The organism is Anaerobacillus sp. 63XJN7_5_ISO-PGPR-S23-430 (genome assembly GCF_056173695.1).
Genome location: NZ_CM149686.1, coordinates 1,072,057 through 1,097,521, shown reverse-complemented (window position 1 = coordinate 1,097,521; position 25,465 = coordinate 1,072,057). Strand labels below are relative to the sequence as shown.

Genomic DNA, 25,465 nt, shown 5'->3' with positions numbered 1-25,465 from the left:
CTCAAACTATTGCTTCTATCTTCTACTCTTTATTCCTTTTCAACGGTGAACTAAACCTATACTTTTATAGTGAATTTGCTCTCAAATCATAGAAATTCACATGACATTTGAACTAATTACGGAGTTACATGTTGGGCAATATCTCATCTTTTTTCATTATAAAAATAGAAATAAAGCTTCCTCTCAAAATCAAGAGAGAAAGCTTACTAGTAAAAAGGCTATCCCGATCAAAATATACTTTAGTGGAAACTGTGATCCTTTTTCGTTTGACGATGCTTTCCTTATGTCACCTATCACGACGAATAGAAACACAATCGCAATCACATACAGGAATACTTCACTAATTGAAAAGAGAGAATACATTAATCCGATGAACAGTATCATTGCGATAATTCCGATCATGCTTAATGGAATCATAATAGGTTTAAAGGCTATGCTTTTCATTTATTTCGCCCTTTCGTTCTAGAACTTCAAATCCCCCCTGCAAATCTAGTCCGAGTTTTAATTCTTCTAGAATATTTTTAGACGATGAAATCATTAAGAGAAAAATGAGTGCGATGGTGATCGTAGTGGAAATGATCCAGCTTTTTTTCATTACGTAACAAACACCTTTTTGTGAGAGTAGAGAATTCATTCCATGCCTGTCCCTGGCTTGTCTAGCTGCTCATGGAAATTTCACTATGAGTCTCGTAAAATCATTTAAGCATTATTTTGCTTTCGCTTTCGATATGAGCGATACAACGAGTTACCGATAAACATAGCAAATCCATAGCAAACTGCTACGATCGTGAAAGCAATGAGATTGTCATTCAAAATTAAGAGCATACCTACAAGTATAAAAAGTATGAGACCCAGTGTATTTATCATCCAATAAGGTTCCGATAATAGATGTTTTCTAGATTCCATCTCCCCACTCCTTTTTCGATGATCAATGACTTTCTATACTACTTGTACGATTTCATTTTCCATATAAAAAATAATTGTATAAGTCATTTTTGAGCAACGTCCTTACTGCCTCGTTACAAAACAAATCGCCTCTTCTAACACATTGGGAAATTCATTCGGCCATTCATGCCCGATTCCTTCATTTACAATTAGTTTGCAAGGGATCTGATAAGCTTCAAAAAGTTGAGCAGCTTCCAATGCATTTTCATAGAAAGGATCTTGATCTCCTGTAATGATGCAGCCTCTTGCATGAGGGTTCAGCTGATTTTGCAAGATTTCTTTTAGTGAATGGAGATCGAAAGCTGGTGCAACAGCAATAAATAAATTAAATTCTTCCATATCATTACTTAAGCTCATTTGAGTTGCGATACTTCCTCCTTGAGATGCACCGGCTAGTATTCGTTTTTTATCTGACACATCAACACGTTTAGTAAATTCATAATACGTCTTTTTTACATCATTATAAGCAACCGCTTCATCATCCCATGAATAACATTGGTAGCTGAAAAGTTGAGAAGATTGAGGAAATCCCATCAAGTACTTGGTGACGAGTTTCTCATCAGACCACTGCTCCGCAAAGTCTTTTGCATTAGAGCCTTTCCAGTGCAAAGGGAAAATGACCGTATCCGCTTCAGAATGCCCCTGAATGGTTAACTCCGCATGTGCAGATGCTTTTGTGTTTTCAAAGATCGAATGACATTGACTTACGATAGACTTAAATTCTGGGTAGGCTTGCAAGGGGCTCAACTCTGGATCAGATGTTAGAATTTCTGGGTTCCACCACAGTCCATGTTTGAGAACTTCTTTTAGTTCAGCAACACCTTCTTCGTGCTTTCCTTCCATTACATAAATATTCGCTTTCCAATGACCCAACCGATCTCTTTTATGAGGAAACATTTCTTTCGCTTCTTCCATAACACGCAAAGCTTCTTCGTTTTCTTTACTATCAGCAAGTTCTATCACCCGATTTTGTAGATCAGCAAACCTCATTGTAAAAACCTCCCAATAACTTAATTAGTTCAATACTAATTGAACTAATATATTAAGTCAATGAATAGATGATTAATATTCTGATCATTCTAATTAAGAACAACGTATGGTAAGATATGAAAAAAAGAGAGATATGGAGGGGCACCTATGACACTGCAAGTTAGAACGCTTTCTTCACCTGTTTATGAACTCTTATTAAGCATTTCGTTATATAAAAGACAAACGTTAATGAAATATTTAGATCTTGGCGCAAAGTGGCCTAAGGATATTGAATTGTCCATTTCCCCTGAGTTACATTCTTTGATTGCTTCAAAAGAGTACATGTTCTTTGAAGACATATTAGTTTTATTGATTGAACAATCACCATACAAAGACAAAATCGATCTCTTTTTTGATTGGTTAGGAAATCTATCTGGCGGTGAGCTTTTTGAACGAATCGCTCCTTTATTAGACGTTGATCGAACACTTCCTGCTGATCTATCATCACAAAGAGATCAATCACTCACGTTGTTAAAAGCCTGGAATGAGCAATATTTTCAACTCCTAGATTGCGATATTTCTGATCGATTAAATCGTGACGCAAAAGAGAAGGAACATAAGCTTAAGAATCAATCGCAAGAGGATGTTATTTTGGAAGCTAGTCGTTACATCATTGAAACGCCTAGTGTGAAAAGCGTTTGTTTGATTCCTGCGATTCACCTTCAACCTATGTCGTTTATCGATCATTTGAAAGATACGCTATACATCACTTATCCTATTAAAGATGCGAAAGATGAACTAACTGAAGTTCTTCGTTTAACGAAAGCGCTCGGGGATGAAAAACGATTGAAGATAATGAAATTTTTATCTCACGAACCCACTACTTTCACCAATATCGTTTCGGAATTTGGCATGGCGAAAGGGAATATCCATCATCATCTTTCCATTTTAAGAGGGGCTGGATTATTGAATATTCACGTCAGGGATAAGCGGAACACATTTTATTACAGCACAAACATAGAAATCGCAGAAGAGTTACGTAAGAAGGTGGATCAGTTTCTTAAATAGTGCCTGTCACCACCTGATAATTCGGCTAATCTACGCCTTTTAAATGAAAAGAGCGCTCAAACGAATCGTTTGAGCGCTCTCACCTATTGCTACTGATATGTATTAATTTCCATACCAACCTTTATGTGCTTCTATTAAATTATCATGATCTTCGTCCCAATAATCAACACTATAAGAATAGTCATAGTTCATAATGCATTTAATCCCACTGCCTTGAGCATCGTGACTTAGTCCATAGTTATGAGAGAATTCGTGCTGAGCCGCGTGCCATGTATTCGTTGCGCCCTGATCGAGGTTAACTGATACTGCACTACCATAAGGAGAGTTCGGATAAACATAAGCAATACCGCCTGAGTTGAAATTAGCATCTCTCGTGAAGCCCACTACAAAGTCGTATCCATTTCCATTCCAGTCCTTGTCCATGTCCTGAAGAATTTCAGATGCATTTGCCCCTTCAGAAGTCCACTCACCAAGAGCTTTGATCTCAAAATCAATGTTATGATTACGTGTAAACCCATTATCCGCGTTCTCAACAATGTTTTGCGTGAGCGTTTGCCAGTCGCTATGTGCAGCACGATACTCTTCATCCGCAGCAATCAATACGGTCACTACGCTAGCGCCAGTTGCAGTTGGTGTTGTGGTTCCGCCTGAACCTCCAGTTGATCCTCCGTTACCGCATAATAGAATACACAATTCGCCTTCTTCATTAACCTGTTTTTTAGTATTCTTTTTGTTTTGTTTGTCTGCTAGTTTGTCTGCTTTTTCATCCGCATTTTTCTTGATTTTCTTTTCTCCTATTTTCTTACCTTTTTCATCCAAAACATCCGCTACTGAAGAACTCTCCACTTCAGCTGGACGATCAAACTTCTCTTTCCCTTTTGTTTTGGCTTTGGGAAGTTCATGACCGATCGTAACCTCTGACCCCTGTGAATCTAGCTCTGCTGTTTTTGCACTTGTTTCCCCGAATACTGGTACGATAGCGATTGATAATGCAAGCGTCAATGCTACAAGTCCTTTACGTTTCATACGTGTTCCCCCTGAGAAGTATTTTTAACACATCTCCTAATCTATCACATGGGTTCGACACTTCGCGGGGGCCAATAGATAGAAATCAACCGATATTTTCCAGTGGAAAAAAGAACGGTTTTTCTTAACAAAAACTTAACACCGACATTTATTAAGAGGATCATCATTCATTTTTTCATCTCAAAGGTTCACTCAATTTCCAGAAAATGAAGCAAAATAATTAGAATGACTCCCCCCCAATTTAGCTTGTCTTTATATCATTTCCCTCTAAAAACTCATATACTATTTCATCTATGAATGAAAGAGGTGATTAAAAATAGATAGCATAAGATGCCCGAAATGTTGTTCCCTTATTTGTAATCATGAATGCAAAGGGAGCTCAACATATAAAAAACATTGTAAATGTAGAAAGTGTCACTGTTGCAAATGCATCTGTCCTCCTGGGCCTCCTGGACCTCCTGGACCTCCTGGACCTCCTGGACCTCCTGGGCCTCCTGGACCTACAGGGCCTAGCTTAAACACGATTTATTTAGCTGCAGAAACAGTACCGAGCGGACACTTTATTGGAGTTGGGACAGCTGATCTTAACTTTGAAGAAACAACTGTAGTCGTTCCATTTAGCGGTCTTATCACTGGATTAGTCTTTAGTATTCGTGATGAGATATTAACTGCAAATGAAAGTGTAACAGCTGAAATTTATAAAAGTTCTGATTGTGGATTCACTTCTACCCCTACTGGAATAATCGCAACAGTTATGGGACCAAATAATGCAAATACACCTAATTGCTGTGCTACCGCAATTGGTAATTTATCAATTAATCAATGTGATCTTTTATCAGTAAGAGTAACACATAGTAGCGGAGAAGCATTACAAGATGGTGCTACAGCAACCATTATTACAACAATTTAAACTCCTTGAGAATAGTGCCTGTCACCACCCAAAACCACTCGAATGGTTATAGATTTTGTCGAGTGTACTGAAATGAAAAGAGATCCCTCCGAAAGAAGGGATCTTTCTTTCATTATTTAAGGTTATATCCATATTTTCATTGCCCCTCCTAACTTTCCTCCAAACTACTTTCAAGTAAATATCATACTCAAACGAGAACTACTTTTGTAAGAAGTCATTCAGGAAAACCTGGATACAACTACTAGAATTACTGATAATGTGTTTGCTCTAAAATCTTCTTCCATCCCTTTGCTCTCAAGTGTAAGATTTTAATCGTCCCTCGAAACAGATGAAACATATAGACACTCTTAAATGTACCATTCATTAATATAGGTAATTACGGAAAACACCTCCATGATAAACACAATGTGTACATAACCCACTATCTATATGAAGATATTCCCGTCCTGGCCCATGATACTTCCCAATTGATGCTAAATAAGTGCAATGAACTTCAGCTGATGAATATTACCGACTAATACACCGCTATCAAAATAAGAGGTAGCCATTTTCTTTTTTCACCTAACGTCAAACTCTGATCCGCTTCCCCCTGCTTCCCTATCACCTTTCTTCTCTATTTATCTTTCATATCTTTTAGGCTCTTCAACCACTGAAGGCACTAGATCAGATAGGAAACATTGGACAGAGAATGACTACCTTTACAGCGCCGACAAGAAGCATCAGCGCTGTAAAAGTAGCCGCTCATTACTACTGAAGTATACTGAGACCTTCTGAGGTTTCCACCGTATCACCCGATTTGAACGCTTGAATTTCTTCAACAGCGCGCTTTCTACACATTAAACCAGCCCAATGTGCGTCATCTTCGCGCTGCTACCGTACCGTAGTACGCCTGGTTACCTACCCGAACCGTTAAAGGCCGTTCGCGCCATAGCTTCTCACCACAGAAACCGGGAACTGTGTATCTTTGAGAACGCTGAATTTTCTGCATCGGCATCAGCTCACCTGACAAGTTTTGTTTTCGAACGTGTGGTAGGCGTTCCACGTTCTGATCAGCGGCGCACTTTAAGAAACCTCACCATCCCTGGATTTTAAAAAGAGATTGGGAAGCCGCTGTTCTGTATGGAGTTGGGTCGCGCCATTATGTAATAGGAAAAATGGGAGAGAGGCATTCACCTTCTCTCCTGTGCAATACATCACCCTGTCTGTTGATTCGAACTTCGAGCGTTTAAGTGATCTGGCAGCTGCAGAATCGTATCGTTGAGTGTATCGAGCTTCTGTTCAATGCGGTGCAGCAAATAAAGCGTCACCACAACGGGAAAGCCTACATCGCTAATAAGAGACATCCAGGACTCCATTCCTTCCCCCTCCTCGTTCGTTTAATAGACTTACTAAAAAGGAAGGACAATTGCCCTTCCTCTGAATTACTTAACCGATGATAATGTCGTTCTCATTACGTTCAACGATGCGAGCGCCTTTTTTCGAAACAAGATCGCCTCCGCTCGTTGTAAAACAGTTCTGCGTAATAAGCGTATCCATCGCCGCTGCGATTGCAGCTGGATTTACGGGCTCGACTGGATCACTTAGAGTGATGGAAAACGGTTTGTTGTCACGCGTGTTGAATTGAAGTTCTAGTGTTTTAGCCATTTGGGGTTCCCTCCTTTCTTACCTTTATTGGTGACGGCTTACGATTGAAGATCAGATGAATCATTGCGCTCAACCGCGAACAAATTGTGCTGTTGAAGCGGTGCTAGTGCCAATGCGACTGCAAAAAGCGCATCAGGCGTAGCGGATGTTTTCACGTTGTTGAAATTCTTGCTGCGGAAAATGGATTTGCCGTTTTCATCAACGCCTACTTCAAGAACCATGCGAAGCTGCGTATCCATGAGGGATGATGTTGCCATGTCGATCACCTCCTTTCACCTTATATATCGTTTGGAAAGTGGAAAAAGGGACATTGGGAGGAAATAAAATTTTCTAGAACGAGAAAAAGCCGACCCCACAATGGGACCGGCTTCGTTAAAAGATGCTATTAGGAATCTGTGAATACGTCCAAACAAAAGGACCGCATCAAAAATGCGGTCCTTCTTTTATCATCGCTATTACATTTTAAAATCAAATTCATCAGGGTGTGGGCCGCTACGAGCATTGTCATTCAATGCATCAAGCTGCTTCATTTCCTCTGAAGTGAGTTCAAAATCAAAGAGATCGATGTTCGCTTCGATGCGCTTCTCGTTCATTGATTTTGGAATTGTAATCACGTTATGTTGCAGATCCCAGCGAAGAATGACTTGCGCTACAGACTTGTTGTACTTCTCAGCAATACCTGAGATTGTTTCATTGTTTAACAACTCACCAGCCATTAGCGGAGACCATGCTTCCACTTGAATGTTGTGCTCTTCGCAATACGTTCTGACTTCTAGCTGTGTCAGACGAGGGTGGAATTCGATTTGGTTAATCACCGGTGTAATCTCGAAGTTTTTACGAAGATCTTCAAGATGATTCACGTGGAAGTTACTAACACCAATTGAACGAACACGCTTTTCTTTGTATAGCGTCTCAAGTGCTTTCCAAGGCTCCTGGTATTTGTTATCTCCTGGCCAGTGAATGAGGTAAAGATCTAAATACTCAAGACCTAGCTTAGATAGGCTTGTTTCATAAGCTTGAATCGTTTCATCGTAAGATAGCCCGTCGTTCCATACTTTCGAAGTAATAAAGAGCTCATCTCTTGTTACGAGACCTTCTTCAATCGCCTGATTCACACCGCGACCTACACTTTCCTCGTTGCCGTAGATCGCTGCTGTATCAATGCTGCGGTAGCCTTTCTTAATAGCCGTCTTCACTGATTCGACTAATTCTTGGCCTTCCTCTACTCTAAATACGCCGTAACCTAGTTCCGGCATTTCAATATTGTTGTTTAGTGTTTTTGTTTGAACAGACATTATAATTAACTCCTTTCAATACTCCATTCATTGGTTTACCCGTAAATGTAATTTTAAATCTTCTCATCGAGAAAATCACGTTAAACGCATTTTAGAAGTGGAGGGTGCCTGTCACCACCCGTTATTTGGCGTTTCATGTCGAAGGAGGAAGAGCATTTGCTCTTCCTCCTTCGTTTTCTAGTACATAGCAACATTAAAGCTCTTTCTTAAGTAAACTCACATGGCGGCATCCCCGGTACTGCTCCACTCGACGGGGAGAGGCGTTTTTGGCGACATTGTTCTTCTAATACGAGATTTAAGATTTTCTGTACTTCTTTTGATTTCGGTGTTTCAAAGTCAGGGTGAGCGAGGTTTTTCTCCTCTAGCGGGTCAAGTGTTAAGTTATACAATTCGAATTCATCTGGCACCGGCGTTGTTTTCGTTGTCGTGATGCACTCCGAAAACTGTTCATCTGCATTTGGTGGAACAGGGTCGGATTGAGTGACCGTAACGTCCGAGACTCCAGGGTTACTCCAAAACTGCGGATTATCATAATACCTTCCATATTTCCAGATTTCCTTCTTTTTATCGCTTCCAGTAGGAAGCGTAGTAATAACGGCTTCAATATGATTCGGTTGAATAACGGACTCATAAGACTCACCAGTTACGGTCACTTGATTCGGACCCCTCGTCACGTCATCATCCGTCATAAAGTATAGTGGTTCATTAGCACGATAAAATCGTTTCCTACCTGACAATAATGGGGTGAGGTCTCTTCCAACAAGAGGGTGAACTTCTGTATGATCAAGACTTAGCATCTCTTGAACCTCTTCCTCATCGATTCCCGCAAGCCCTAACATAGTTGGCAGAACGTCCACGTGACTCGTTAGCATCGTTGTGCTCTCTTTACCTGAGAAAAGAGACGGACTATGAATAATCAGTGGAACATGAATCGATTCCTCATACATGTTATACCATTTTTGATAAAGTTCTCCGTGCGCGCCAAGGAGATCGCCGTGGTCTGAAAGGAATAGAACAATCGTATCTTCATAGAATATCGATTTTTTCAACGCTTGAAAAACTTTCATCATCTCGTTATCTGCCTGTTTCTGTAGGGAATAATAGAGCTTTCTATAAAAAGGCGTATCGATCAAAGGCTGTAAGGCTTTAGGATACACGTCGCGATAGCTCCTTTGTGCACGAGGTTTTGTGTGAAGAGATTCTAAAGATGTAGGAGCTTTAGGGATGAACGGAACAGAGGGATCGATTTCAAAGTTATAAAGAGGAAGTTGCTCAGCGATCACGCCAAAGAGAGCAATATCATGTGGATTAATGAACGAGCTCATGATCATCCACGGAGGCGTTTCCTCTTTTTCTTCCTGCTCAAGGCACTGAATTAAGTCCACCACTTCAGCAGCATACACTACGTCTCGTCCGCTGACCCCGATGGCAGCCGATGAACCGGAATTACGAGGATTCGCACCATGTGGTTCAGGTCCAATCCATCCGTTAAAGCCAAATCCATCTAACCGACTTGCTTCAAGGTACTCCTGAACATTTTCTTTATCAGGCACGCCCGTAGAAGTATAGCTTGGTAGGGCATTGTTTGTCCCCGGAATAATAATATCCACTTCAGAAGCGTGCCATTTCCCTTTCCAGTACGTACGGTATCCCGCTTTACGCAAATAGTCTCCCATTGTTGGAACAGTATTGGGATCGAGCCAAAACATATCTGGATCAAACGGCGTCTTTGCTGCACCACTCGTTTGCGTGACTCCGTGAAGAGAAGGATACTGTCCTGTATATAATGTCGTTCTACTTGGTGAACAAGCCGTACTTCCAGCGTAGTGATTTTTAAATTCGAATCCATTTTCTCGCAGCAACTCTTGCACCAACAGATTTTCCTTGCTCCACTTCTTTATATCCTCATTTTCATAAATAGAGGGATAGCGTTGCTCATCCACCATTAATATAAGAAAATTCGGCTTTTTACACCGTTTTGTAAAAAGAGAGGTGCGAGGCTTCGAATGATCTTTCCTCATAATTCCGTTCCTCCTTCAAATAACCCTTAACGCTCTATTCCGTAGTCTATGTAAGCGCCCAGTAAACGGTGCTTCTTAGTGATCAGTCTTGCCGCAATCCACCTAATTCTTTCAACGAATGCCCTATTTTTCATAACCTATTTTTCTATCACATACATTAAGAAAGGAAAATATTAGAGGGATTCATAGCATTCAAGAGGAGGCTTGGCTAAAGTATGGATCAACCGTTCTCTTCATTACGCTACCCAGAAGACTTGCTGTCTCTCATTCAACATGGTCTACCGGGAAAAAGCAGTCCAAAACACGTCATCATAATTGGAGCTGGACTGTCCGGATTAGTCGCAGGTTCATTGCTACAGAGACAAGGACATCATGTGACCATTTTAGAAGGGAATGATCGCATTGGGGGAAGGGTTTATACATTACGAGAACCCTTTACACCGGGACAATACATGGACGCCGGTGCAATGAGAATTCCAGATAATCATGCTCTTGCACATGAATACATCCGACGTTTTCAGCTCCCTACTCATTCATTTATTAATGCCACACCAGAAGACTTAATTTTCATGAACAATGTGCTAACAACGCGAGCGGAATACGAAAAAAATCCCGATATTCTCAGGTTTCCTGTAGAAGAAAGCGAGAAAGGAAAGACAGCTGCTGCTCTGTTTCTTGAAGCAACAAAGCCCTTCATCGACCTTTACAAGCAAAGTACACCTGAAGAGCAAGAAAAGCTCGTAGCGGAATACGGAGAATATTCAATGGGCGAATTTCTCCAGTACAATCCACTAGGTAAACCATTATCACTTAACGCCATTCGTTACATTGGTGTGATGCTTGGGATTGAAGGCTTTCCAGAGTTTTCTTTCACAGATATTCTAACGGACATCATCTATCCGATTTTCAGTAAAGAAATTCAGTTCTTTCAAATTGATGGTGGCAATGATCGCCTACCTTACTCATTCGCAAACGAGTTGCAAAATCAAATCTACCTTAATCAAAAAGTAATTAAGATCAAACAATCAAAGCGAGGCGTTACTGTTACAACACTCAATCCAGAAACGAATGAACGGTACCGGGTGAAAGGCGATCTCGCTATCGTTACCGTTCCTTTTTCCGTTCTTCAATTTATTGACATTGTTCCCTACAACTCCGTCTCCTTTAAAAAATGGCAGGCTATACGTGAACTCGTCAATGTTCCTGCAGTGAAAATTGGAATTGAATTTCGTCATCGCTTTTGGGAGAAAAACAACGTTGGAAATGCTATAGCGGATTTACCGACAAGATTTAGTTATGTGCCGAGTGAAGGGATTGGTTCAAAAGGACCTGCTGTCTTATTAGCAAGCTATTCCTGGGGAGAAGATGCTGTTCTGTGGGGAAGTTTACCGCATGAAGAACTGACGCGTATCTTGCTAAAGGACCTCGCCAAAATATACGGCGACGAAGTGTACACAGAATTCATCAAAGTCGTTCCTTTTAATTGGAGTCAAAACCCTTACTCTGCTGGGTGCTTCACCCTTTTTACCCCCGGTCAAGAAAACAACCTCGGTGACATTATTAAGCAGCCTGAGGGAAAGCTCCATTTTGCCGGAGAGCACACATCCTCTTTTCACGGTTGGATGGAAGGCGCCATCGAATCTGGCCTGCGGGCAGCTTATGAAGTGAACATGGATGAGTAAGCCTAATGGATCATCCGTTAAGAACCACCTTAAATAAGTCAGGTGGCTTCTTAACGGTTTTTTTGTGTACTTTTAATAAACCTAATAAATAAGGAGACTTCCCCTTCAAGCCAAGTTACTGGTAACGATTACTACATATTGTATAAATGTTGTAATTTGTCGGAATTTATTGATAATTTGTCGATTTACTGTATAATTAAAAATAGATTTGAATTTTCAGAAAATAACAAACAACTAGAGGAGCGACACAACTATGGCTGAATTTCTATCCGGTATTATTGATTTTTCAAATAACATTCTATGGAGTTATGTATTAATTGCAGGATTACTAGGAATCGGAATTTATTTTACAGTTGCTTCACGATTTGTTCAATTTCGATTTTTCGGAGAAATGTTCCGCGTATTAGGAGAAAAACCCGATTACAAAGATGACTCCAAAAACATCTCCCCTTTTAAGTCATTTTGCGTCGGTGCAGCAACGCGTATTGGAACAGGTAACTTAGCAGGTGTGGCAGTGGCCATTACGCTCGGTGGTCCTGGTGCTGTTTTCTGGATGTGGATTGTGGCACTTCTAGGTGGGGCGACTGCCTTTATTGAAAGCACACTCGCTCAGGTATATAAAGTGAAAGGGAAAAACGCGTTTCGCGGTGGACCAGCTTACTATATTGAAAAGGGACTTAAAGCAAGATGGCTTGGCATTATCTTTGCCGTTCTAATCGCGATTACTTTCGGACTAATCTTCAATTCAGTACAAAGTAACACAATCTCACTAGCATTTGAGAATGCCTTTGGTATTAATCGTCTTGTGATCGGATTAATCATTACAGCGATTACAGGTCTTGTGATCTTCGGCGGCGTTCATCGCATCGCGAATTTATCTAGTGTGATTGTTCCTGTTATGGCGATTCTTTACATTGTTATTGCGATGATTGTTCTCATTATGAATGTAGCTGAATTACCGTCAGTTATTGCTTTAATTGTTAAGAGTGCATTCGGATTTGAACAAGCTTTAGGTGGGGCCATTGGTGCAGCCATTATGAACGGTGTGAAACGAGGACTATTCTCGAACGAAGCTGGTATGGGTAGTGCCCCGAACGCAGCGGCTACGTCAACGACTTCACACCCGGCTAAACAAGGTTTGATTCAATCATTAGGTGTATTTGTCGATACAATCTTAGTTTGTTCGTCAACAGCGTTTATCATCTTACTTGCCCCTGTTTTCCAAACGGGTGATGTAACGGGTATTGAATTGCTTCAGAACTCACTAAACAGCCACGTTGGCGGTTGGTCAGGCATCTTTATTTCAGTAGCTATCTTTCTATTTGCTTTCAGCTCAATCATCGGCTCTTACTACTATGGTGAAACTAACATTGAGTTTATTAAAGAAAGCAAGCCTGCGCTATTTATTTTCCGTCTCGCAACGATGGCATTTGTGCTTATTGGTTCCGTTTCTAGCTTAAGTCTTGTTTGGAAAATGGCCGATTTATTCATGGCATTGATGACAGTCATTAACTTAATTGCAATCGGGTTACTAGGTAAGATTGCATTCAAAGTATTGAAAGACTATGAAAATCAGCGCAAGCAAGGCAAAAACCCAGACTTCAACCCAACTAAGCTTGGCATCAAGGATGCAGATGCTTGGATCGAAGATGAGGAAGAAGATGAAGAGGAATCTAAAAAAGAAGAAGCAGTAGGTTAATAGCGAAATTTCAGAGTCCGGTGTATACACTCAGCCGGGCTCTTTACTTATGCGCCCATCACTATCTTTTCGTTAGAAATTTGAAGATTGCCCAACAGGGAGGCTTTCATAACTTCTTCACCCTTTTTTTGACATCCCCTTTTTATAGTTCCTCATTCGTTATATGATAAGAATAAGGTTAGACATCCCACTCAGTTATTTTGGTGGATAACCTTATTTAGATAATGGAATATGTTGTAAACTACGAAGAAAGGCAGGTTCTTTCTACTTATGATTACACCGATTTTCCGAATCTTTGATACTGAAAAGGCCACTGACTTTTATCGAGATTTCCTCGGCTTCAACGTTGATTGGAGGCATCGATACGAAGATAATATGCCCGAATACATTCAGGTTTCCTTCCATGACGCCCTTATTCACCTTACAGAACACCATGGAGATGCTTCTCCAGGAAGTTCAATAAGGGTGAAATTAACCAACGTCGAAGACTATCATCACACCCTTACTCAAAAAGAATACGCCTATGCCAACCCTGGCATGAAACACACTCCCTGGAAAACAATCGAAATGACCGTCACCGATCCTTTCTTAAACCGGATTACGTTCTATGAAGAGAAGTAGCTCGGAGCGGGTGCCTGTCACCTCCCGCTTCTTGTCGAACGCTGTCGGCGCGCCTTTAGTTAGTCAATTGGATCTTCTGCTTTGCCATAGCGAATAACATCGTAGATCGCCATGCCATCACTTGGTTTTCCATCATCGTTTTTATAAGGCATTAAAGAGAAAAAGACAAAATAGAAAGAAAAGTAAACAAACTGTCTAAATACGAGAGCTTTCGGTAGCACTTCTATGAGAATGAGATAATTAATAATCAGTATGAGTAAAACGTTAAAGAGGCTACCACCAAGATAAATGGCTACGTGTGCCCATGTTTGGTTGTAAGTTAACTTATCGTATTGACACCAGCCTTCCATAAAATATTTCTTCCTGACCTCTAGAGGCCCTATATCAAATAATTTCTTACCAGTTCCGATACAAAATTTAATTCTCCCACCAAAGATTCTCGCTACTAGTACGTGACCAGCTTCGTGGACCAATGTAACGATTGGCAAAATAATAAAGAAATTCACAAAAAACATCGGGATGTCGCTTAACGTAAACATGTATAACCTCCATTAATTTCGGCCTATGTTAGCCCATTTTAGTAATCTTGCAAATACGCTTTTACATGATGTTGGCTCAAAATGACTTCCACAAAACTGACCATCTCTTCGTTTTTAAGGCATAAAAAAAGCCGAAAAGGAGTCGTTCTCCTTTTCGGCTTATGTCTGATGCTAATTGTCCAGATCATTGCTACCTTACATATATGTTTGTTTCTCTTTGAGTTTGGTTGTCAGTATATCAAATTGCTCAACCTGGTGATTTAAGCATGAGTATGAAGATACAAGTTGTGCACCACATCACCGAGATGAGTTTGCTGTAAAAGTCGTGCTTTAAAAGACCAAACATTTTATTTCAGTCTCAGTTATCCATTGTAACGGCACAAGTTAAAAAAATGCAAGGAAAAAGGAGAAGCCACATTCAGCTTCTCCTTCTTTCCTTACCACTCTTGATTAGTAGGACGAACTAGGATTTCATTGATCGCTACTTCAGCAGGCTCTTCAATTGCAAACACAATCGTACGTGCAATGCTGTCTGCTTTAATCGCACCGCTATATACTGCATCGATCGAGGACTTCACATCATCATCTGTGATCGTTTCAGTTAGCTCAGTGCTAACTGCACCTGGAGAAATAATCGTTGCTCGAATGTTATTTCCAACGGATTCTTCCATTCTAAGCCCTTCCGTAATGGCTCTTACAGCAAATTTCGTTGCACTGTATACAGAGCTACCTGGGGAAATCTCATGACCAGCCACGGATGAAATGTTAATAACATGCCCTTCCTTTTTCTCTCTCATATAAGGAAGAACTGCCCCAATACCGTAAAGTACACCCTTGATGTTTACATCAATCATTTTGTCCCACTCATCATACTTTTTCTTGTGTAGGAGAGAGAGTGGCATTAAACCAGCGTTATTCACAATAACATCAATCTTACCAAATGTATCATACGCATATTTGGCTAATGACTCCATCTCTTCAGAAGACGTCACGTCTGTGACCTGATAGATCGCTTCACCACCGCTCGTTTCAATTTGTTGCTTAAGCTCTTTCAAACGTTCTTCACGACGAGCAGCTAGAACAAGCTTTGCACCTTTTCCAGATAGTAGCTTCGCCGTTTCTTCACCAATTCCACTGGATGCTCCAGTAATGATAACAACTTTCTCTTGTGCCATTGGTAGAACCTCCATACATTATATTCATCAATCAGTACAATTGATATTTCACACTCTATAGGTTAAAGTGCGGTTTAACACAAATGATTTGGCTCGAGACAGGAGGTTCTAATGAATAATCACTACTCTATGAAGCAAATAACATCGAAAACCGGAATTACCGCATCAGCCCTTCGCTACTATGAAAAAGAAAAAATCTTACCTTTCATTGAACGAAATCAGAAAGGTGTAAGAAGATACAATGATCAAAACCTTGAATGGATTCACTTTATCCTAGCTCTTCGCTCAACGAATATGTCTATCGCTGAAATTAAATGGTATGTAAATCTCTATCATCAAGGGGAGGAAACGATAGAAGAAAGAAGAAAGCTTCTTCACGATCATCAGCAAAAAGTTGCAGAAGAAGTGAAGCTGCAACAAAAATATTTAAAAAGAATCTCAAAAAAAATCGCTCTATATGACGATGTTACGACGGATTTGCAGACAATTGCCTGTGAAATTCATTAAAAAAGAGAGGGATCAAAACCCTCTCTACAAAACCTTATACATCAGCAGAACCGAGCGTCATCCCCCCATCGATTACCATTTCGGTTCCTGTACAATAGGAGCTCTCGTTCGAAGCAAAAAATGCGACGGCTCTGGCAATTTCCACCGGCTGACCGATCCGACCAAGTGGTATGGACTGATAAAAATCAGGAACCCCTTCCCCTTGGGTAGCCATTTCCGTCTCAACGCCTCCGGGATGGATCATATTAACCCGAATCCCTTTTGGGCCTAACTCAATCGCCGCTGCTTTCGACATAGCGACAACAGCTGCTTTTGTGGCCGCATAGGCAGTAGATTGCCCAATCGGAGCAAAAGCTGATATTGAAACGTTGTTTACGATTGAACCTTTTTGCTGCTTTTCCATGAAAGGAACGACAGACTGCATTCCAAGGAATACTCCGAACTGGTTTACGTTAACCATTTCCTGATAATCGTCGATCGTTAAGTTGGTAAATGGTTTTCTTTTTAATATACCGGCATTATTAACGAGCGAGTCTAAGCGCCCAAATTCCTCATCAATCTCATCCATCACTGCTTCCCAATCCGCTTGCTTCGTAACATCTAATTGCACAGGGTAGGCGCTTTCCCCAATAGAACTAGCCACATCCTTTGCGCTTTCATACTGACGAGCTCCAATAACAACACGTGCTCCTAATGAAGCGAGATGCTCGGCAATGGCCTTTCCTTGCCCGCGATTACCGCCTGTAATTAAAATGACTTCGCCGTTCAACTCTGGCATTTCTCTCTCTCCTTCAGCATTTTAACTAAAGTTTACACGAAATAACTCTACAATTCATACAAAGGCACATGGAAAAAGCTACGACAGAACGAAAATCGCCCGCCATAGCTTTATGTTAGCTTCGAGAATTTTTCAAAAACCGTGGATAGCCTGAGAAAGCGATAGCTGCGCCTACGGTACCAGCTAGAAACAGGATAAGCAGATTAAACCAAACATCGCTTACTACACCGTTCTGAAGAATGATTTCCTTATACCCATCAAGCGCCCAGTATTGGGGAAATCCTTTACTGATGTTCTGCATAAATTCTGGCATCGTTTCAACTGGCATCCACAGTCCTCCGAGCAAAGCTCCGCCGAGTGCAATGATTTGCGTGAGAGCAATCCCCATGTTTTCCGTTTTCACTAGCACGGCCATCGCCATTCCCCAACACGTGACGATGAAGGAAAGGGCGAGAGATAAAATAATGATGGCAAACGGATCTCCTAACGAAAGGTCATAAACAAGAATTCCAAACCCGAACAATACCGTAATCTGAATCAAGACAATAATAACGAACGGTATCCATTTTCCAATAAAATAATGGATGATCGAAATCGGCGTACTCGCAATTCGAGCAACCATGCCCCTCTCCCTATCTTTAACAAAAGTGATGACCATCGATATCATAATATAGAAAGCAAACATGATCGTATATCCTGGAATAATTTGTGTAACCACTTCTTTATAGTTTCCGCTACCAGAGAAGATGCCGACAAACGCCACAATAAACACAATCGGTAAGATAAACGTCCAAAACCATAACCCTTTATCCTGCACTGTCTTCTTTAGTTCAGTTCTAACAATAGCCCACATGAGCATTCCTCCTTTCCTTCAGACATCACGCAGCTGAGTTCCTGTTAAATGAAAGAAAATATCTTCTAATCTCGGTTGATATAATTCCAATCTTCGAGGCTCAATCCCCTCTTCTCGAAAACGTCCAATAACTTGTTCAAGCGTAGCAAGTGGATTCTCTGATGTTAATAAGTAGCCATTTCCTTTTCTTTCAGGGTGTCCGAAAGGAGATAAGCTTTCTTCTGCAATGCCTTCTCCAGAAATGAATAGCGAAGGCTTACTATGTCTCTCAAGTAATTCAGCCAGTTCTCCGTATTCCATCAGCTTACCTTTATCGATTAAGCCGATGCTATCACACAGCTGTTCCACTTCTTCCATATAATGACTCGAATAAATAATCGTGCTTCCTTCTAACTTTAAATGATGGATAATCGAAAAAATTGAATTTCTCGATTGAGGATCAATACCGACTGTGGGTTCATCCATAATCACAATGGACGGTTTATGAAGCAAAGCACATCCAATGTTCAATCGGCGCTTCATTCCCCCAGAATAAGTAAGCACCTTATCTTTTCCCCGATCTTTCAAACCAATCTGATCAAGCACCTCATCGATCCGAGCCTGAAGATTTCTCCCTTTCAACCCATAAAGATGACCGAATAAACTCAGATTTTCTCTTGCTGTGAGGGTTTCTTCTAAACAAATTTCCTGTGGCACGTAGCCGATTTCCTTCTTGATCGCCTGCCGGTCTTTCGATACATAATGGTCATTCACCGACATTTCTCCTTCAAACTGCATTAAAATGCCCGAAAGTATTTTCATTAACGTGGATTTCCCAGCTCCATTGGGACCAACAAGACCAAAGCACGTTCCTTCCTTTATGCTAAAACTAATGTCATCTAGCGCCCGAATGGGACCGTATTGTTTACTTACGTTTATCACATCAATCATTCGCCAAACTCCCTCCTCTCAAGATCATAAAGACTACTGTCTTCTATCCAATTACAAGTACGCATCGAAATGATGAAAAGTTTCTTTTCACAGCATTTAGGCTTCTCAAGAAAATGAATCAACTTTTACTTAATATATATATAAAAGCCTCCACTTACATTCGATATAGCTATACATCTTCATTACTACTACGGAGCGGAGTAAGAAACCTCTATTAATATTGCGAAAATAGCTACTATTTGAAATAATATAGTGAACAGTAAAATAATTACATTAACTATTTTATATGAAACGAGGGGTCATTCCATTGATTTACAGAAGAAAAACGTATGCTATACAACCCGAAAAGCTTAACGAGTTCAATGAGTTTTTTCATACTTACCTCTACCCTAATCAACTGAAGCATGGTGCAAAGCTCATTGGGCGATGGGTTAATGAAAGCGAAAATGAAATTACAGCCACATGGCAGTATGATAGCATCGAGCAATATAAGGAGATCGAACGTAGCATTAGACAAAGCTCTTTACATACAAAAGCACAAGAACGAAGAGCCGAATTAGGAGAACTTTACCTCGATAGCCGAGAGGAAATGCTAACTTCAACAGCTGAACCTTATACGTATCACCCGCCAAAACATATCGTGTCCGCAGCTTCTGTTATTTTAAATGAAGAGAATGAAATGCTTTTAATCAAAGGCCCGCGTAGAGGATGGGAGATGCCTGGAGGTCAGGTTGAAGAAGGAGAATCCTTGATCGATGCGGCTGTACGTGAAGCGAAGGAAGAATCCGGCGCAGATATTGAAGTCGTTAAATTCTGTGGTGTGTTCCAAAATGTAAAGTCCTCGATCTCAAATAATATGTTCTTAGCCAGGTTTGTTGGCGGGGAACTCACAACTACACCCGAAAGTCTTGAAGTTGGCTTCTTTCCCATTCCTACAGCGCTCGAAATGGTAACGTGGAAAAACTTTAGACAGCGAATTGAATACTGTTTAAATGAAGCGCAGCATCCTTTTTGTGTCGCTTTTTAATAATCACTAAACCGCCACTTAATCGAGAGGCGGTTTTTATATGGGCAAAATTGGTTTACTTTCTCGTTTTAAAAGGTATTTATTTACATATGAAAAGGATGATAGATGATGCAATCCTCTTGGCGTAAAGTTTTAGAATTGCTGTTAATTGGGATGCTCTTCATTCCCATCTTGACTGTTTTGAACAATGAACCGATTTTCTCCTCAAAAAACATCTCCCTTTTTCTTGGTATTCTAACTTTCAACGTCTGCATATTTCTTTGGAGATGGTTACGTCACTAACGATCATAAATTAATCTATTTGGAGGGCTGAAAATGCTGAAGAAAAAAGTGTTATCACCTTTTAAAGAGTTTCTCGGTATGTTCTCACTGTTTGGGGTTCTTTTCGGTGGCGGATTTCTTGCCTTTTATTATTTGGGTTTTAACATTGGGTTTCCCATTGCCCTCGCTCTACTGATTCTTATCGCTTACATATCAAGGCGAGTCATTAAACAATCTGACGAAAACTTTCTTACACCAACTGATCGCAAATTCAATATGAAGAAACACCCATGGTTTGTCGGCATTCCTCTCTTTATTCTTTTTTTCGTCGGAAACTATGTTCGCTATGATGATAGCCTCATCACTGCTCTAATTATAACGCTCATTAACTTTTTCTTTAGCTTTGTGGTGGTGCTCGGCGTCTACTATTTTAAAATGAAAAATTACGGATATCGATTGAAGGATGGTCATTGGTCTAAATAACTGAAAATAGGAGTTGTAAAACCGGAAGAAATAGCTGTTTCTTTCCGGTTTTATTTTATTTCCATGGGGTATTTATGAATTGAAAACACAATTTCGACTGAATTCGATTTTATTTTACAGAAAAGGGGGTTAATGGAATCGATTACCTGAAAATTCACCTTACATTAATAAAGTAACTAATCAGATTAAAACTTCTCTCTTTACACCATACTAACGGTAGTGATAGAGTAAGTAATTGTGTTTAAAAAGCGATTAAAGGAGTCTTCTATGAACAATAAAGAAAATGGGCGTATTGATTGGCCCGTCTTTGGAATAAGCGGTGGAGTGTTAATTCTCTTCGTTATTCTTGCACTTTTTGATATTTCATTGGTAGAAAACATTGTTAGCTCAAGCTTTGCCTGGTCTGCGAGATTTTTCGGAGGTTTTTGGCAAGTATTAATGCTAGCGACGTTCTTCGTAGGTATTGGATTGGCTTTCTCAAAATATGGAAAGATAAAACTTGGCGGTATGGACAAGCCTGAACTAAGCCTCTATAAATGGTTATCCATTATTATGGCGACGCTACTTGCGGGTGGCGGTGTGTTCTGGGCAGCGGCTGAGCCGATGTATCACTTCTTAACTGTTCCCCCTTCTCAAGATGGGAAAGGCATTGAAGCAGGTACACAGGGCGCGATTGATACGGCACTTGCACAAAGCTTCATGCATTGGGGCTTTCTCGCATGGGCAATCCTTGGAACGATCAGTGCTGTTGTTATGATGTATGGTCACTATCATAAAGGGATGCCGATGAAGCCACGTACGCTTCTCTATCCTATTTTTGGTGAAAGACTTCGCCACAGCTGGTTTGGAACGCTTATTGATGCGTTTTCTGTTATCGCAGTTGCAGCAGGAACGATTGGACCAATTGGATTCTTGGGATTACAAGCAAGCTATGGATTGCAAGAAATCTTCGGAATTCCAAATCAGTTCAGCACGCAGTTCTCGATTATTTTAGCGGTTGTCGTGGTTTCCACGATCTCAGCGGTAACTGGACTTTACAAAGGAATTCAATATTTAAGTAGCTTTAACGTTCGACTCGCTATTGGATTAATGGTGTTTATCGTCATTTTCGGACCTGGTGGCTTTATCTTTAACCACTTTATCTCTGGATTTGGTGTTTATGTCGATCAATTTGTCACAATGAGCACATTCCGTGCTGATACTGGCTGGCTTTCATTCTGGACAGTCTTCTTCTGGGGCTGGTTTATCGGATACGGTCCAATGATGGCCATTCTTGTGAGTCGTATTTCAAGAGGACGTACGATCCGCGACATCATTATTGCCGTTTCTATTTTTGCACCAGTTATTTCAACGTTCTGGTTCACGGTACTTGGCGGATCAGGGATTTTCTTTGAAATTTCTAACCCAGGTTCCATTTCAGAAGCATTGAATGCTGCTGGTAACCCAGCGGCGATGTTTGCCATTACAGAACAATTCCCACTTGCAAGCATTGTTTCACCACTGTTCTTGATTCTAACGATTCTTTTCGTTGTCACAACAAGTGATTCTATGTCTTATACGATTGCGATGGCCGTTACAGGCGAAGGCGATCCACAAAGATGGCTTCGCGTATTCTGGGCTATTCTTATGGGAACTGTTGCCGTTATCCTACTCATTACTGGAGACAGCGGTATTACACAGCTACAGAACTTCATTGTTGTAACAGCTGTTCCCGTCTCTCTCATTCTCCTGCCGATGGTTTGGCTCGCTCCTAAAGTAGCCAGAGAAATGGCGAGAGATCAGAACATCATAAAATAAGAGAAGAATTGAGAAGGCGCACTATCTTACGATAGTGCGCCTTTTTGGTGTTGTGGTGCCTGTCACCGCCCGCTTTAGCTCGAATAAAGTCGAAATATATGCGGTGAAATTGGGTATCCTAAGAGCTGAGTTATGATATTTAAGGAGGATATGACTATGCTTGAAGGTAAATGTGCGTTAATTACTGGTTCTGGTCAAGGTATTGGACTAGAGATTGCAACAGAGTTTGCGAAGGCCGGAGCGAAAGTGATGTTAAATGATATTAACGAGGATACGCTTAAAGAGTCCGTTGAAAGTTTAACGTCTCAAGGGTTTACCGTTGAAGGTGTCGTAGCTAACGTTGCGAAAGAAGAAGATGTGAAGAATGCGATTGATGAAACAGTTAAGAAGTTTGGTCGCATCGATATTCTCGTGAACAATGCTGGCATCCAGCATGTTGCCCCTATCGAAGAATTCCCTAGTGAGAAATATAGCTTAATTCTTGATATTATGCTCAAAGGACCTTTTTACGGTATCAAGCATGCCTTCCCTATAATGAAGGAACAGGGATATGGCCGCATTCTTAATATGGCTTCGATTAATGGGCTAATTGGTTTTGCTGGTAAAGCTGGCTACAATAGCGCGAAGCACGGCGTGATAGGGTTAACGAAGGTTGCAGCCCTTGAAGGCGCTGATTATGGGGTTACTGTTAATGCGATCTGTCCTGGGTACGTTGATACACCACTCGTTCAGAATCAGCTTGAGGATCTTGCCAAAACTCGTAACATCGAGAAAGAGAAAGCTCTTGAGCAAGTGATTTATCCACTCGTCCCTCAGAAGAGGTTAATTCAAGTTCAAGAAGTAGCCGACTATTCGATTTTTCTAGTGAGTGAAAAAGCGAAGAGCATTACAGGTCAAGCAGCTGTTATTGATGGTGGATATACAGCACAATAAAATATCACAAAAAACCCCCGGTCTCCTTTTTTGATAAGGAGACCGGGGGTTTTCACTTTTTACATTTGAGACAATTAGTTAACACCCATCATTGCAAGGAAGATAATCGCAATGGTCGCTATCATCGGGATGATCAACCCAACGACAAATACGTCTTTGTAAGAGTCTTTATGTGTTAGTCCAGTAACAGTGAACAATGTTAACAGTGCACCGTTATGCGGGAGAATCGACGCTCCTGAAGCTACTGCCGTGATCCGGTGGAAAGCTTCTAAGCTAAGATTGTTATTAATCGCAATATCGTAATATTCCGGCCCGAGGGCTTCAAGTGCGATTCCCATACCACCAGAAGCTGATCCAGTAATCATGGCCAGGAGCTGTACTGCAAAGGCCTCTGAGAAATACGGACTGAGTGGAATAGCGAAAATGAGGTCTTTCACTGCTTCAAACCCAGGTGATGCTGTCACGACAGAGCCGAAACCAACAGCAGCACTTGTATTAATCGTCGCCATAACGGAACCAGATGCGCCTCCGTTGATCGCTTTTATAAATTGCTTGTAATTTTTAATATTAAAGAGCATGATGAGTAGAATTCCGATACCTAACGCAACGAGTATACTTAAGTTTTCAAAAGCGTTTAATGTTACAACTACAGCAATTAACGGAATAACGGAAAGAATCCAGTTTGGAAGCTCATCTTCGTTAATGCTTTTTACTTCGTTCGAGCCCTTAGGCTCTGTAAATTCCTCACCATTTTTCGTGAGTTGTTTCTCGCGGAACTTCAAATAGAAATAACCGCCAACTGCCATAATTAAGCCAGCTATAATCCCAAGAATAGGCGCGGCCATTGTAGACGTTTTGAACGTATTAATTGGGATAATGTTTTGGATCTGCGGCGTTCCTGGCAGTGCTGTCATCGTAAACGTAAAGGCCCCAAGAACGAATGTTGATGGAAGTAATTTACGTGAGACGTTGGCCTGACGGAACATCGCTACGGCTAGTGGGTAAACGGCGAATACAACAACGAAAAGACTTACGCCTCCGTATGTAAGAATCGCTGCTGAGATAAGCATACCGAGAATCGCACGTTTCTCACCAATCAAGTTTGAAATTTTATAAGCAACAGACTGTGCTGCTCCTGTGTCCTCCATTAATTTCCCAAAAATGGCACCAAATAAGAAAATCGGGAAATATGCTTTCGCAAAATCAACGAAGCCCTGCATGTATGTTCCAGTGTAGGCTTCGAGAATGTTCATACCGCTCAAAATTGCTACAATACCTGATACCAACGGGGCGATCCAAATAATCGACCATCCGAGGTAAGCTAAGAGCATCAAAAGAGCGAGCCCTACAAGAATACTAATCATAGCTGATTTGCCTCCTCAAAAATCTTCTGTCTGTTTTACTATGTCCAATCCAGGCAAATCTAAATCGACATAAGCCGACTTGCGCGTGCCTGTCACCACCCGCATTTACTCGAATTCACTCGAATGATGTTACCCGTTAATTTTCAATGTAAAACGCTATTTATCACTTTTATCTCCTATTCAACGAAATTCAAAAAAGTAAAAAATATCGAAACATTCCCGCTTTCTTTAGTAATAACCATTGACACTGGATCGATGCTAGAAGTTGATAATTTGGCCGACTTAAAGAACATTTTTCTTGATCAAGGCTGGACTTGGTTAACGGCTCTTAACATGATGTTATTTTCCTTGCTTCACTATCCATGTGGCACAACGTTGATTAACATTTATAAAGAAACAAAAAGCTACAAATGGACGTTTGTTGCCTTCATCATTCCAACCGTTATTGCGCTAGGCGTTACATTTGCTGTTGCTCAATTAGTAAGAGGAATGGGATGGGTTTAGAGAACTCGGCGAATCAAAAAGCATGCCCATCGCAGGCATGCTTTTACCTATTCATCCGTTATGAACTCGCTATATTCTTTCTCTCTACATAAGAAAGCTGCTTTTTCACAAAGTAAACTAGTAGGCCGACGATCAAACAGAACGACAGCAGACAAACCCCAGTCATGAGTGGAGCCACTTTAAAAGCATAGAGAAACATGTCAATTTCATAAATATCTTTCGAAGCGACGACTGTGCCTGGCGTGAAAATGAGATGGCTTTTCCAATCTGACAGAGTCGATAATTGACTTGCCGTCCAGGAGGTAGCCCAGTACGAATACCCAAAGACAGTAACGAGACAAAGCATCGAGTAAAGTTTTAAGAAACCCCTTTTTTTCACACCATCACCTCTATGATTTTATACTGTATTTATTCGATGACTAAGGTGAATATTC

General features: G+C 40.8%; 27 protein-coding genes and 2 pseudogenes. 11 read left to right on the top strand and 18 right to left on the bottom strand.

What is annotated here, in order from left to right:
* Nucleotides 1-189 precede the first annotated feature (189 nt).
* The 4 genes from AC0VYJ_RS05930 to AC0VYJ_RS05915 form a co-directional block, all read right to left on the bottom strand.
* The gene (locus tag AC0VYJ_RS05930) at nt 190-444 is read right to left on the bottom strand and encodes a hypothetical protein (RefSeq protein ID WP_475366819.1); all 255 of its coding nucleotides are present in this window, start codon (nt 442-444) and stop codon (nt 190-192) included.
* Nucleotides 425-595 (bottom strand): hypothetical protein, encoded by a 171-nt coding sequence (locus tag AC0VYJ_RS05925; protein ID WP_475366818.1) that lies wholly within the window; start codon nt 593-595, stop codon nt 425-427. The genes AC0VYJ_RS05930 and AC0VYJ_RS05925 overlap by 20 nt, the downstream gene beginning before the upstream one ends.
* Nucleotides 596-699: 104 nt before the next feature.
* On the bottom strand, nt 700-906 hold the full coding sequence (locus AC0VYJ_RS05920) for a hypothetical protein (protein WP_475366817.1): 207 nt from the start codon (nt 904-906) through the stop codon (nt 700-702).
* A 102-nt stretch (nt 907-1,008) separates the two neighbouring features.
* On the bottom strand, nt 1,009-1,935 hold the full coding sequence (locus AC0VYJ_RS05915; protein ID WP_475366816.1) for an alpha/beta hydrolase: 927 nt from the start codon (nt 1,933-1,935) through the stop codon (nt 1,009-1,011).
* A gap of 147 nt (nt 1,936-2,082) precedes the next feature.
* On the opposite strand from AC0VYJ_RS05915, the gene AC0VYJ_RS05910 reads away from it, so the two are divergent.
* Entirely contained in the window at nt 2,083-2,982 is a 900-nt protein-coding gene (locus tag AC0VYJ_RS05910) for an ArsR/SmtB family transcription factor (protein WP_475366815.1), read from the top strand.
* Between the two features lie 102 nt (nt 2,983-3,084).
* Here the strand turns inward: AC0VYJ_RS05910 and AC0VYJ_RS05905 are convergent, their stop codons facing one another.
* The 7 genes from AC0VYJ_RS05905 to AC0VYJ_RS05875 all read right to left on the bottom strand — a co-directional run bounded on the left by AC0VYJ_RS05905 (nt 3,085) and on the right by AC0VYJ_RS05875 (nt 9,878).
* Entirely contained in the window at nt 3,085-4,008 is a 924-nt protein-coding gene (locus AC0VYJ_RS05905) for a zinc-dependent metalloprotease (protein WP_475366814.1), read from the bottom strand.
* Nucleotides 4,009-5,774: 1,766 nt separating this feature from the next.
* On the bottom strand, nt 5,775-5,906 hold the full coding sequence (locus tag AC0VYJ_RS05900; RefSeq protein WP_273833864.1) for a hypothetical protein: 132 nt from the start codon (nt 5,904-5,906) through the stop codon (nt 5,775-5,777).
* Between the two features lie 205 nt (nt 5,907-6,111).
* Complete coding sequence (locus tag AC0VYJ_RS05895) at nt 6,112-6,273, bottom strand: YvrJ family protein (protein ID WP_226616646.1); 162 nt, start codon at nt 6,271-6,273, stop codon at nt 6,112-6,114.
* A gap of 70 nt (nt 6,274-6,343) precedes the next feature.
* Nucleotides 6,344-6,562: a DUF2922 domain-containing protein gene (locus AC0VYJ_RS05890; protein WP_194220616.1), complete on the bottom strand. Its 219-nt coding sequence runs from the start codon at nt 6,560-6,562 to the stop codon at nt 6,344-6,346.
* A 38-nt stretch (nt 6,563-6,600) separates the two neighbouring features.
* On the bottom strand, nt 6,601-6,819 hold the full coding sequence (locus tag AC0VYJ_RS05885) for a DUF1659 domain-containing protein (RefSeq protein ID WP_194220615.1): 219 nt from the start codon (nt 6,817-6,819) through the stop codon (nt 6,601-6,603).
* Nucleotides 6,820-7,017: 198 nt separating this feature from the next.
* Nucleotides 7,018-7,857, bottom strand: coding sequence for an aldo/keto reductase (locus AC0VYJ_RS05880; protein ID WP_430244567.1), 840 nt, complete (start codon nt 7,855-7,857; stop codon nt 7,018-7,020).
* A 206-nt stretch (nt 7,858-8,063) separates the two neighbouring features.
* Nucleotides 8,064-9,878: a sulfatase-like hydrolase/transferase gene (locus AC0VYJ_RS05875; protein ID WP_475366813.1), complete on the bottom strand. Its 1,815-nt coding sequence runs from the start codon at nt 9,876-9,878 to the stop codon at nt 8,064-8,066.
* 215 nt (nt 9,879-10,093) lie between these two features.
* On the opposite strand from AC0VYJ_RS05875, the gene AC0VYJ_RS05870 reads away from it, so the two are divergent.
* The 3 genes from AC0VYJ_RS05870 to AC0VYJ_RS05860 all read left to right on the top strand — a co-directional run bounded on the left by AC0VYJ_RS05870 (nt 10,094) and on the right by AC0VYJ_RS05860 (nt 13,880).
* Nucleotides 10,094-11,560, top strand: coding sequence for a flavin monoamine oxidase family protein (locus AC0VYJ_RS05870; RefSeq protein WP_475366812.1), 1,467 nt, complete (start codon nt 10,094-10,096; stop codon nt 11,558-11,560).
* A gap of 253 nt (nt 11,561-11,813) precedes the next feature.
* Nucleotides 11,814-13,259: an alanine/glycine:cation symporter family protein gene (locus AC0VYJ_RS05865; protein ID WP_475366811.1), complete on the top strand. Its 1,446-nt coding sequence runs from the start codon at nt 11,814-11,816 to the stop codon at nt 13,257-13,259.
* A 270-nt stretch (nt 13,260-13,529) separates the two neighbouring features.
* Nucleotides 13,530-13,880 carry a glyoxalase superfamily protein gene (locus AC0VYJ_RS05860; protein ID WP_430244579.1) on the top strand — a complete coding sequence of 117 codons (351 nt, stop codon included), beginning with the start codon at nt 13,530-13,532 and terminating at the stop codon, nt 13,878-13,880.
* 59 nt (nt 13,881-13,939) lie between these two features.
* On the opposite strand, the gene AC0VYJ_RS05855 is transcribed toward AC0VYJ_RS05860, so the two are convergent.
* Together AC0VYJ_RS05855 and AC0VYJ_RS05850 are read right to left on the bottom strand one after the other, a co-directional pair.
* The gene (locus AC0VYJ_RS05855) at nt 13,940-14,419 is read right to left on the bottom strand and encodes a site-2 protease family protein (RefSeq protein ID WP_475366810.1); all 480 of its coding nucleotides are present in this window, start codon (nt 14,417-14,419) and stop codon (nt 13,940-13,942) included.
* Nucleotides 14,420-14,856: 437 nt separating this feature from the next.
* The gene (locus tag AC0VYJ_RS05850; RefSeq protein WP_475366809.1) at nt 14,857-15,594 is read right to left on the bottom strand and encodes an SDR family oxidoreductase; all 738 of its coding nucleotides are present in this window, start codon (nt 15,592-15,594) and stop codon (nt 14,857-14,859) included.
* 111 nt (nt 15,595-15,705) lie between these two features.
* Between AC0VYJ_RS05850 and AC0VYJ_RS05845 the strand changes: the two genes are divergently transcribed.
* A complete protein-coding gene (locus AC0VYJ_RS05845; protein WP_430244587.1) occupies nt 15,706-16,101 on the top strand; it encodes a MerR family transcriptional regulator in 396 nt (131 codons plus the stop codon).
* A gap of 34 nt (nt 16,102-16,135) precedes the next feature.
* Here AC0VYJ_RS05845 and AC0VYJ_RS05840 read toward each other — a convergent pair whose 3' ends face one another.
* From AC0VYJ_RS05840 to AC0VYJ_RS05830, 3 genes are all read right to left on the bottom strand, one after another.
* Complete coding sequence (locus AC0VYJ_RS05840; RefSeq protein ID WP_430244590.1) at nt 16,136-16,879, bottom strand: SDR family NAD(P)-dependent oxidoreductase; 744 nt, start codon at nt 16,877-16,879, stop codon at nt 16,136-16,138.
* 115 nt (nt 16,880-16,994) lie between these two features.
* Entirely contained in the window at nt 16,995-17,732 is a 738-nt protein-coding gene (locus AC0VYJ_RS05835; RefSeq protein WP_430244593.1) for an ABC transporter permease, read from the bottom strand.
* 18 nt (nt 17,733-17,750) lie between these two features.
* Complete coding sequence (locus AC0VYJ_RS05830; RefSeq protein WP_475366808.1) at nt 17,751-18,662, bottom strand: ABC transporter ATP-binding protein; 912 nt, start codon at nt 18,660-18,662, stop codon at nt 17,751-17,753.
* 286 nt (nt 18,663-18,948) lie between these two features.
* Between AC0VYJ_RS05830 and AC0VYJ_RS05825 the strand changes: the two are divergent.
* From AC0VYJ_RS05825 to AC0VYJ_RS05805, 5 genes and pseudogenes are all read left to right on the top strand, one after another.
* Nucleotides 18,949-19,179 (top strand): annotated as a pseudogene (locus AC0VYJ_RS05825) (NIPSNAP family protein); the annotation flags it as partial.
* Nucleotides 19,180-19,251: 72 nt separating this feature from the next.
* Complete coding sequence (locus AC0VYJ_RS05820) at nt 19,252-19,689, top strand: NUDIX hydrolase (RefSeq protein ID WP_475367462.1); 438 nt, start codon at nt 19,252-19,254, stop codon at nt 19,687-19,689.
* Between the two features lie 315 nt (nt 19,690-20,004).
* A complete protein-coding gene (locus AC0VYJ_RS05815; protein WP_475366807.1) occupies nt 20,005-20,433 on the top strand; it encodes a hypothetical protein in 429 nt (142 codons plus the stop codon).
* Between the two features lie 267 nt (nt 20,434-20,700).
* Nucleotides 20,701-22,230 (top strand): BCCT family transporter, encoded by a 1,530-nt coding sequence (locus AC0VYJ_RS05810; RefSeq protein WP_475366806.1) that lies wholly within the window; start codon nt 20,701-20,703, stop codon nt 22,228-22,230.
* A gap of 156 nt (nt 22,231-22,386) precedes the next feature.
* The gene (locus AC0VYJ_RS05805; RefSeq protein WP_430244605.1) at nt 22,387-23,163 is read left to right on the top strand and encodes a 3-hydroxybutyrate dehydrogenase; all 777 of its coding nucleotides are present in this window, start codon (nt 22,387-22,389) and stop codon (nt 23,161-23,163) included.
* 74 nt (nt 23,164-23,237) lie between these two features.
* Here the strand turns inward: AC0VYJ_RS05805 and AC0VYJ_RS05800 are convergent, their stop codons facing one another.
* On the bottom strand, nt 23,238-24,527 hold the full coding sequence (locus AC0VYJ_RS05800) for a GntP family permease (protein WP_475366805.1): 1,290 nt from the start codon (nt 24,525-24,527) through the stop codon (nt 23,238-23,240).
* 273 nt (nt 24,528-24,800) lie between these two features.
* On the opposite strand from AC0VYJ_RS05800, the pseudogene AC0VYJ_RS05795 reads away from it, so the two are divergent.
* Nucleotides 24,801-25,031, top strand: a pseudogene (locus tag AC0VYJ_RS05795) (hypothetical protein); the annotation flags it as partial.
* A 58-nt stretch (nt 25,032-25,089) separates the two neighbouring features.
* Here AC0VYJ_RS05795 and AC0VYJ_RS05790 read toward each other — a convergent pair.
* Nucleotides 25,090-25,410 carry a DUF4306 domain-containing protein gene (locus AC0VYJ_RS05790; protein WP_475366804.1) on the bottom strand — a complete coding sequence of 107 codons (321 nt, stop codon included), beginning with the start codon at nt 25,408-25,410 and terminating at the stop codon, nt 25,090-25,092.
* Nucleotides 25,411-25,465 lie beyond the last annotated feature (55 nt).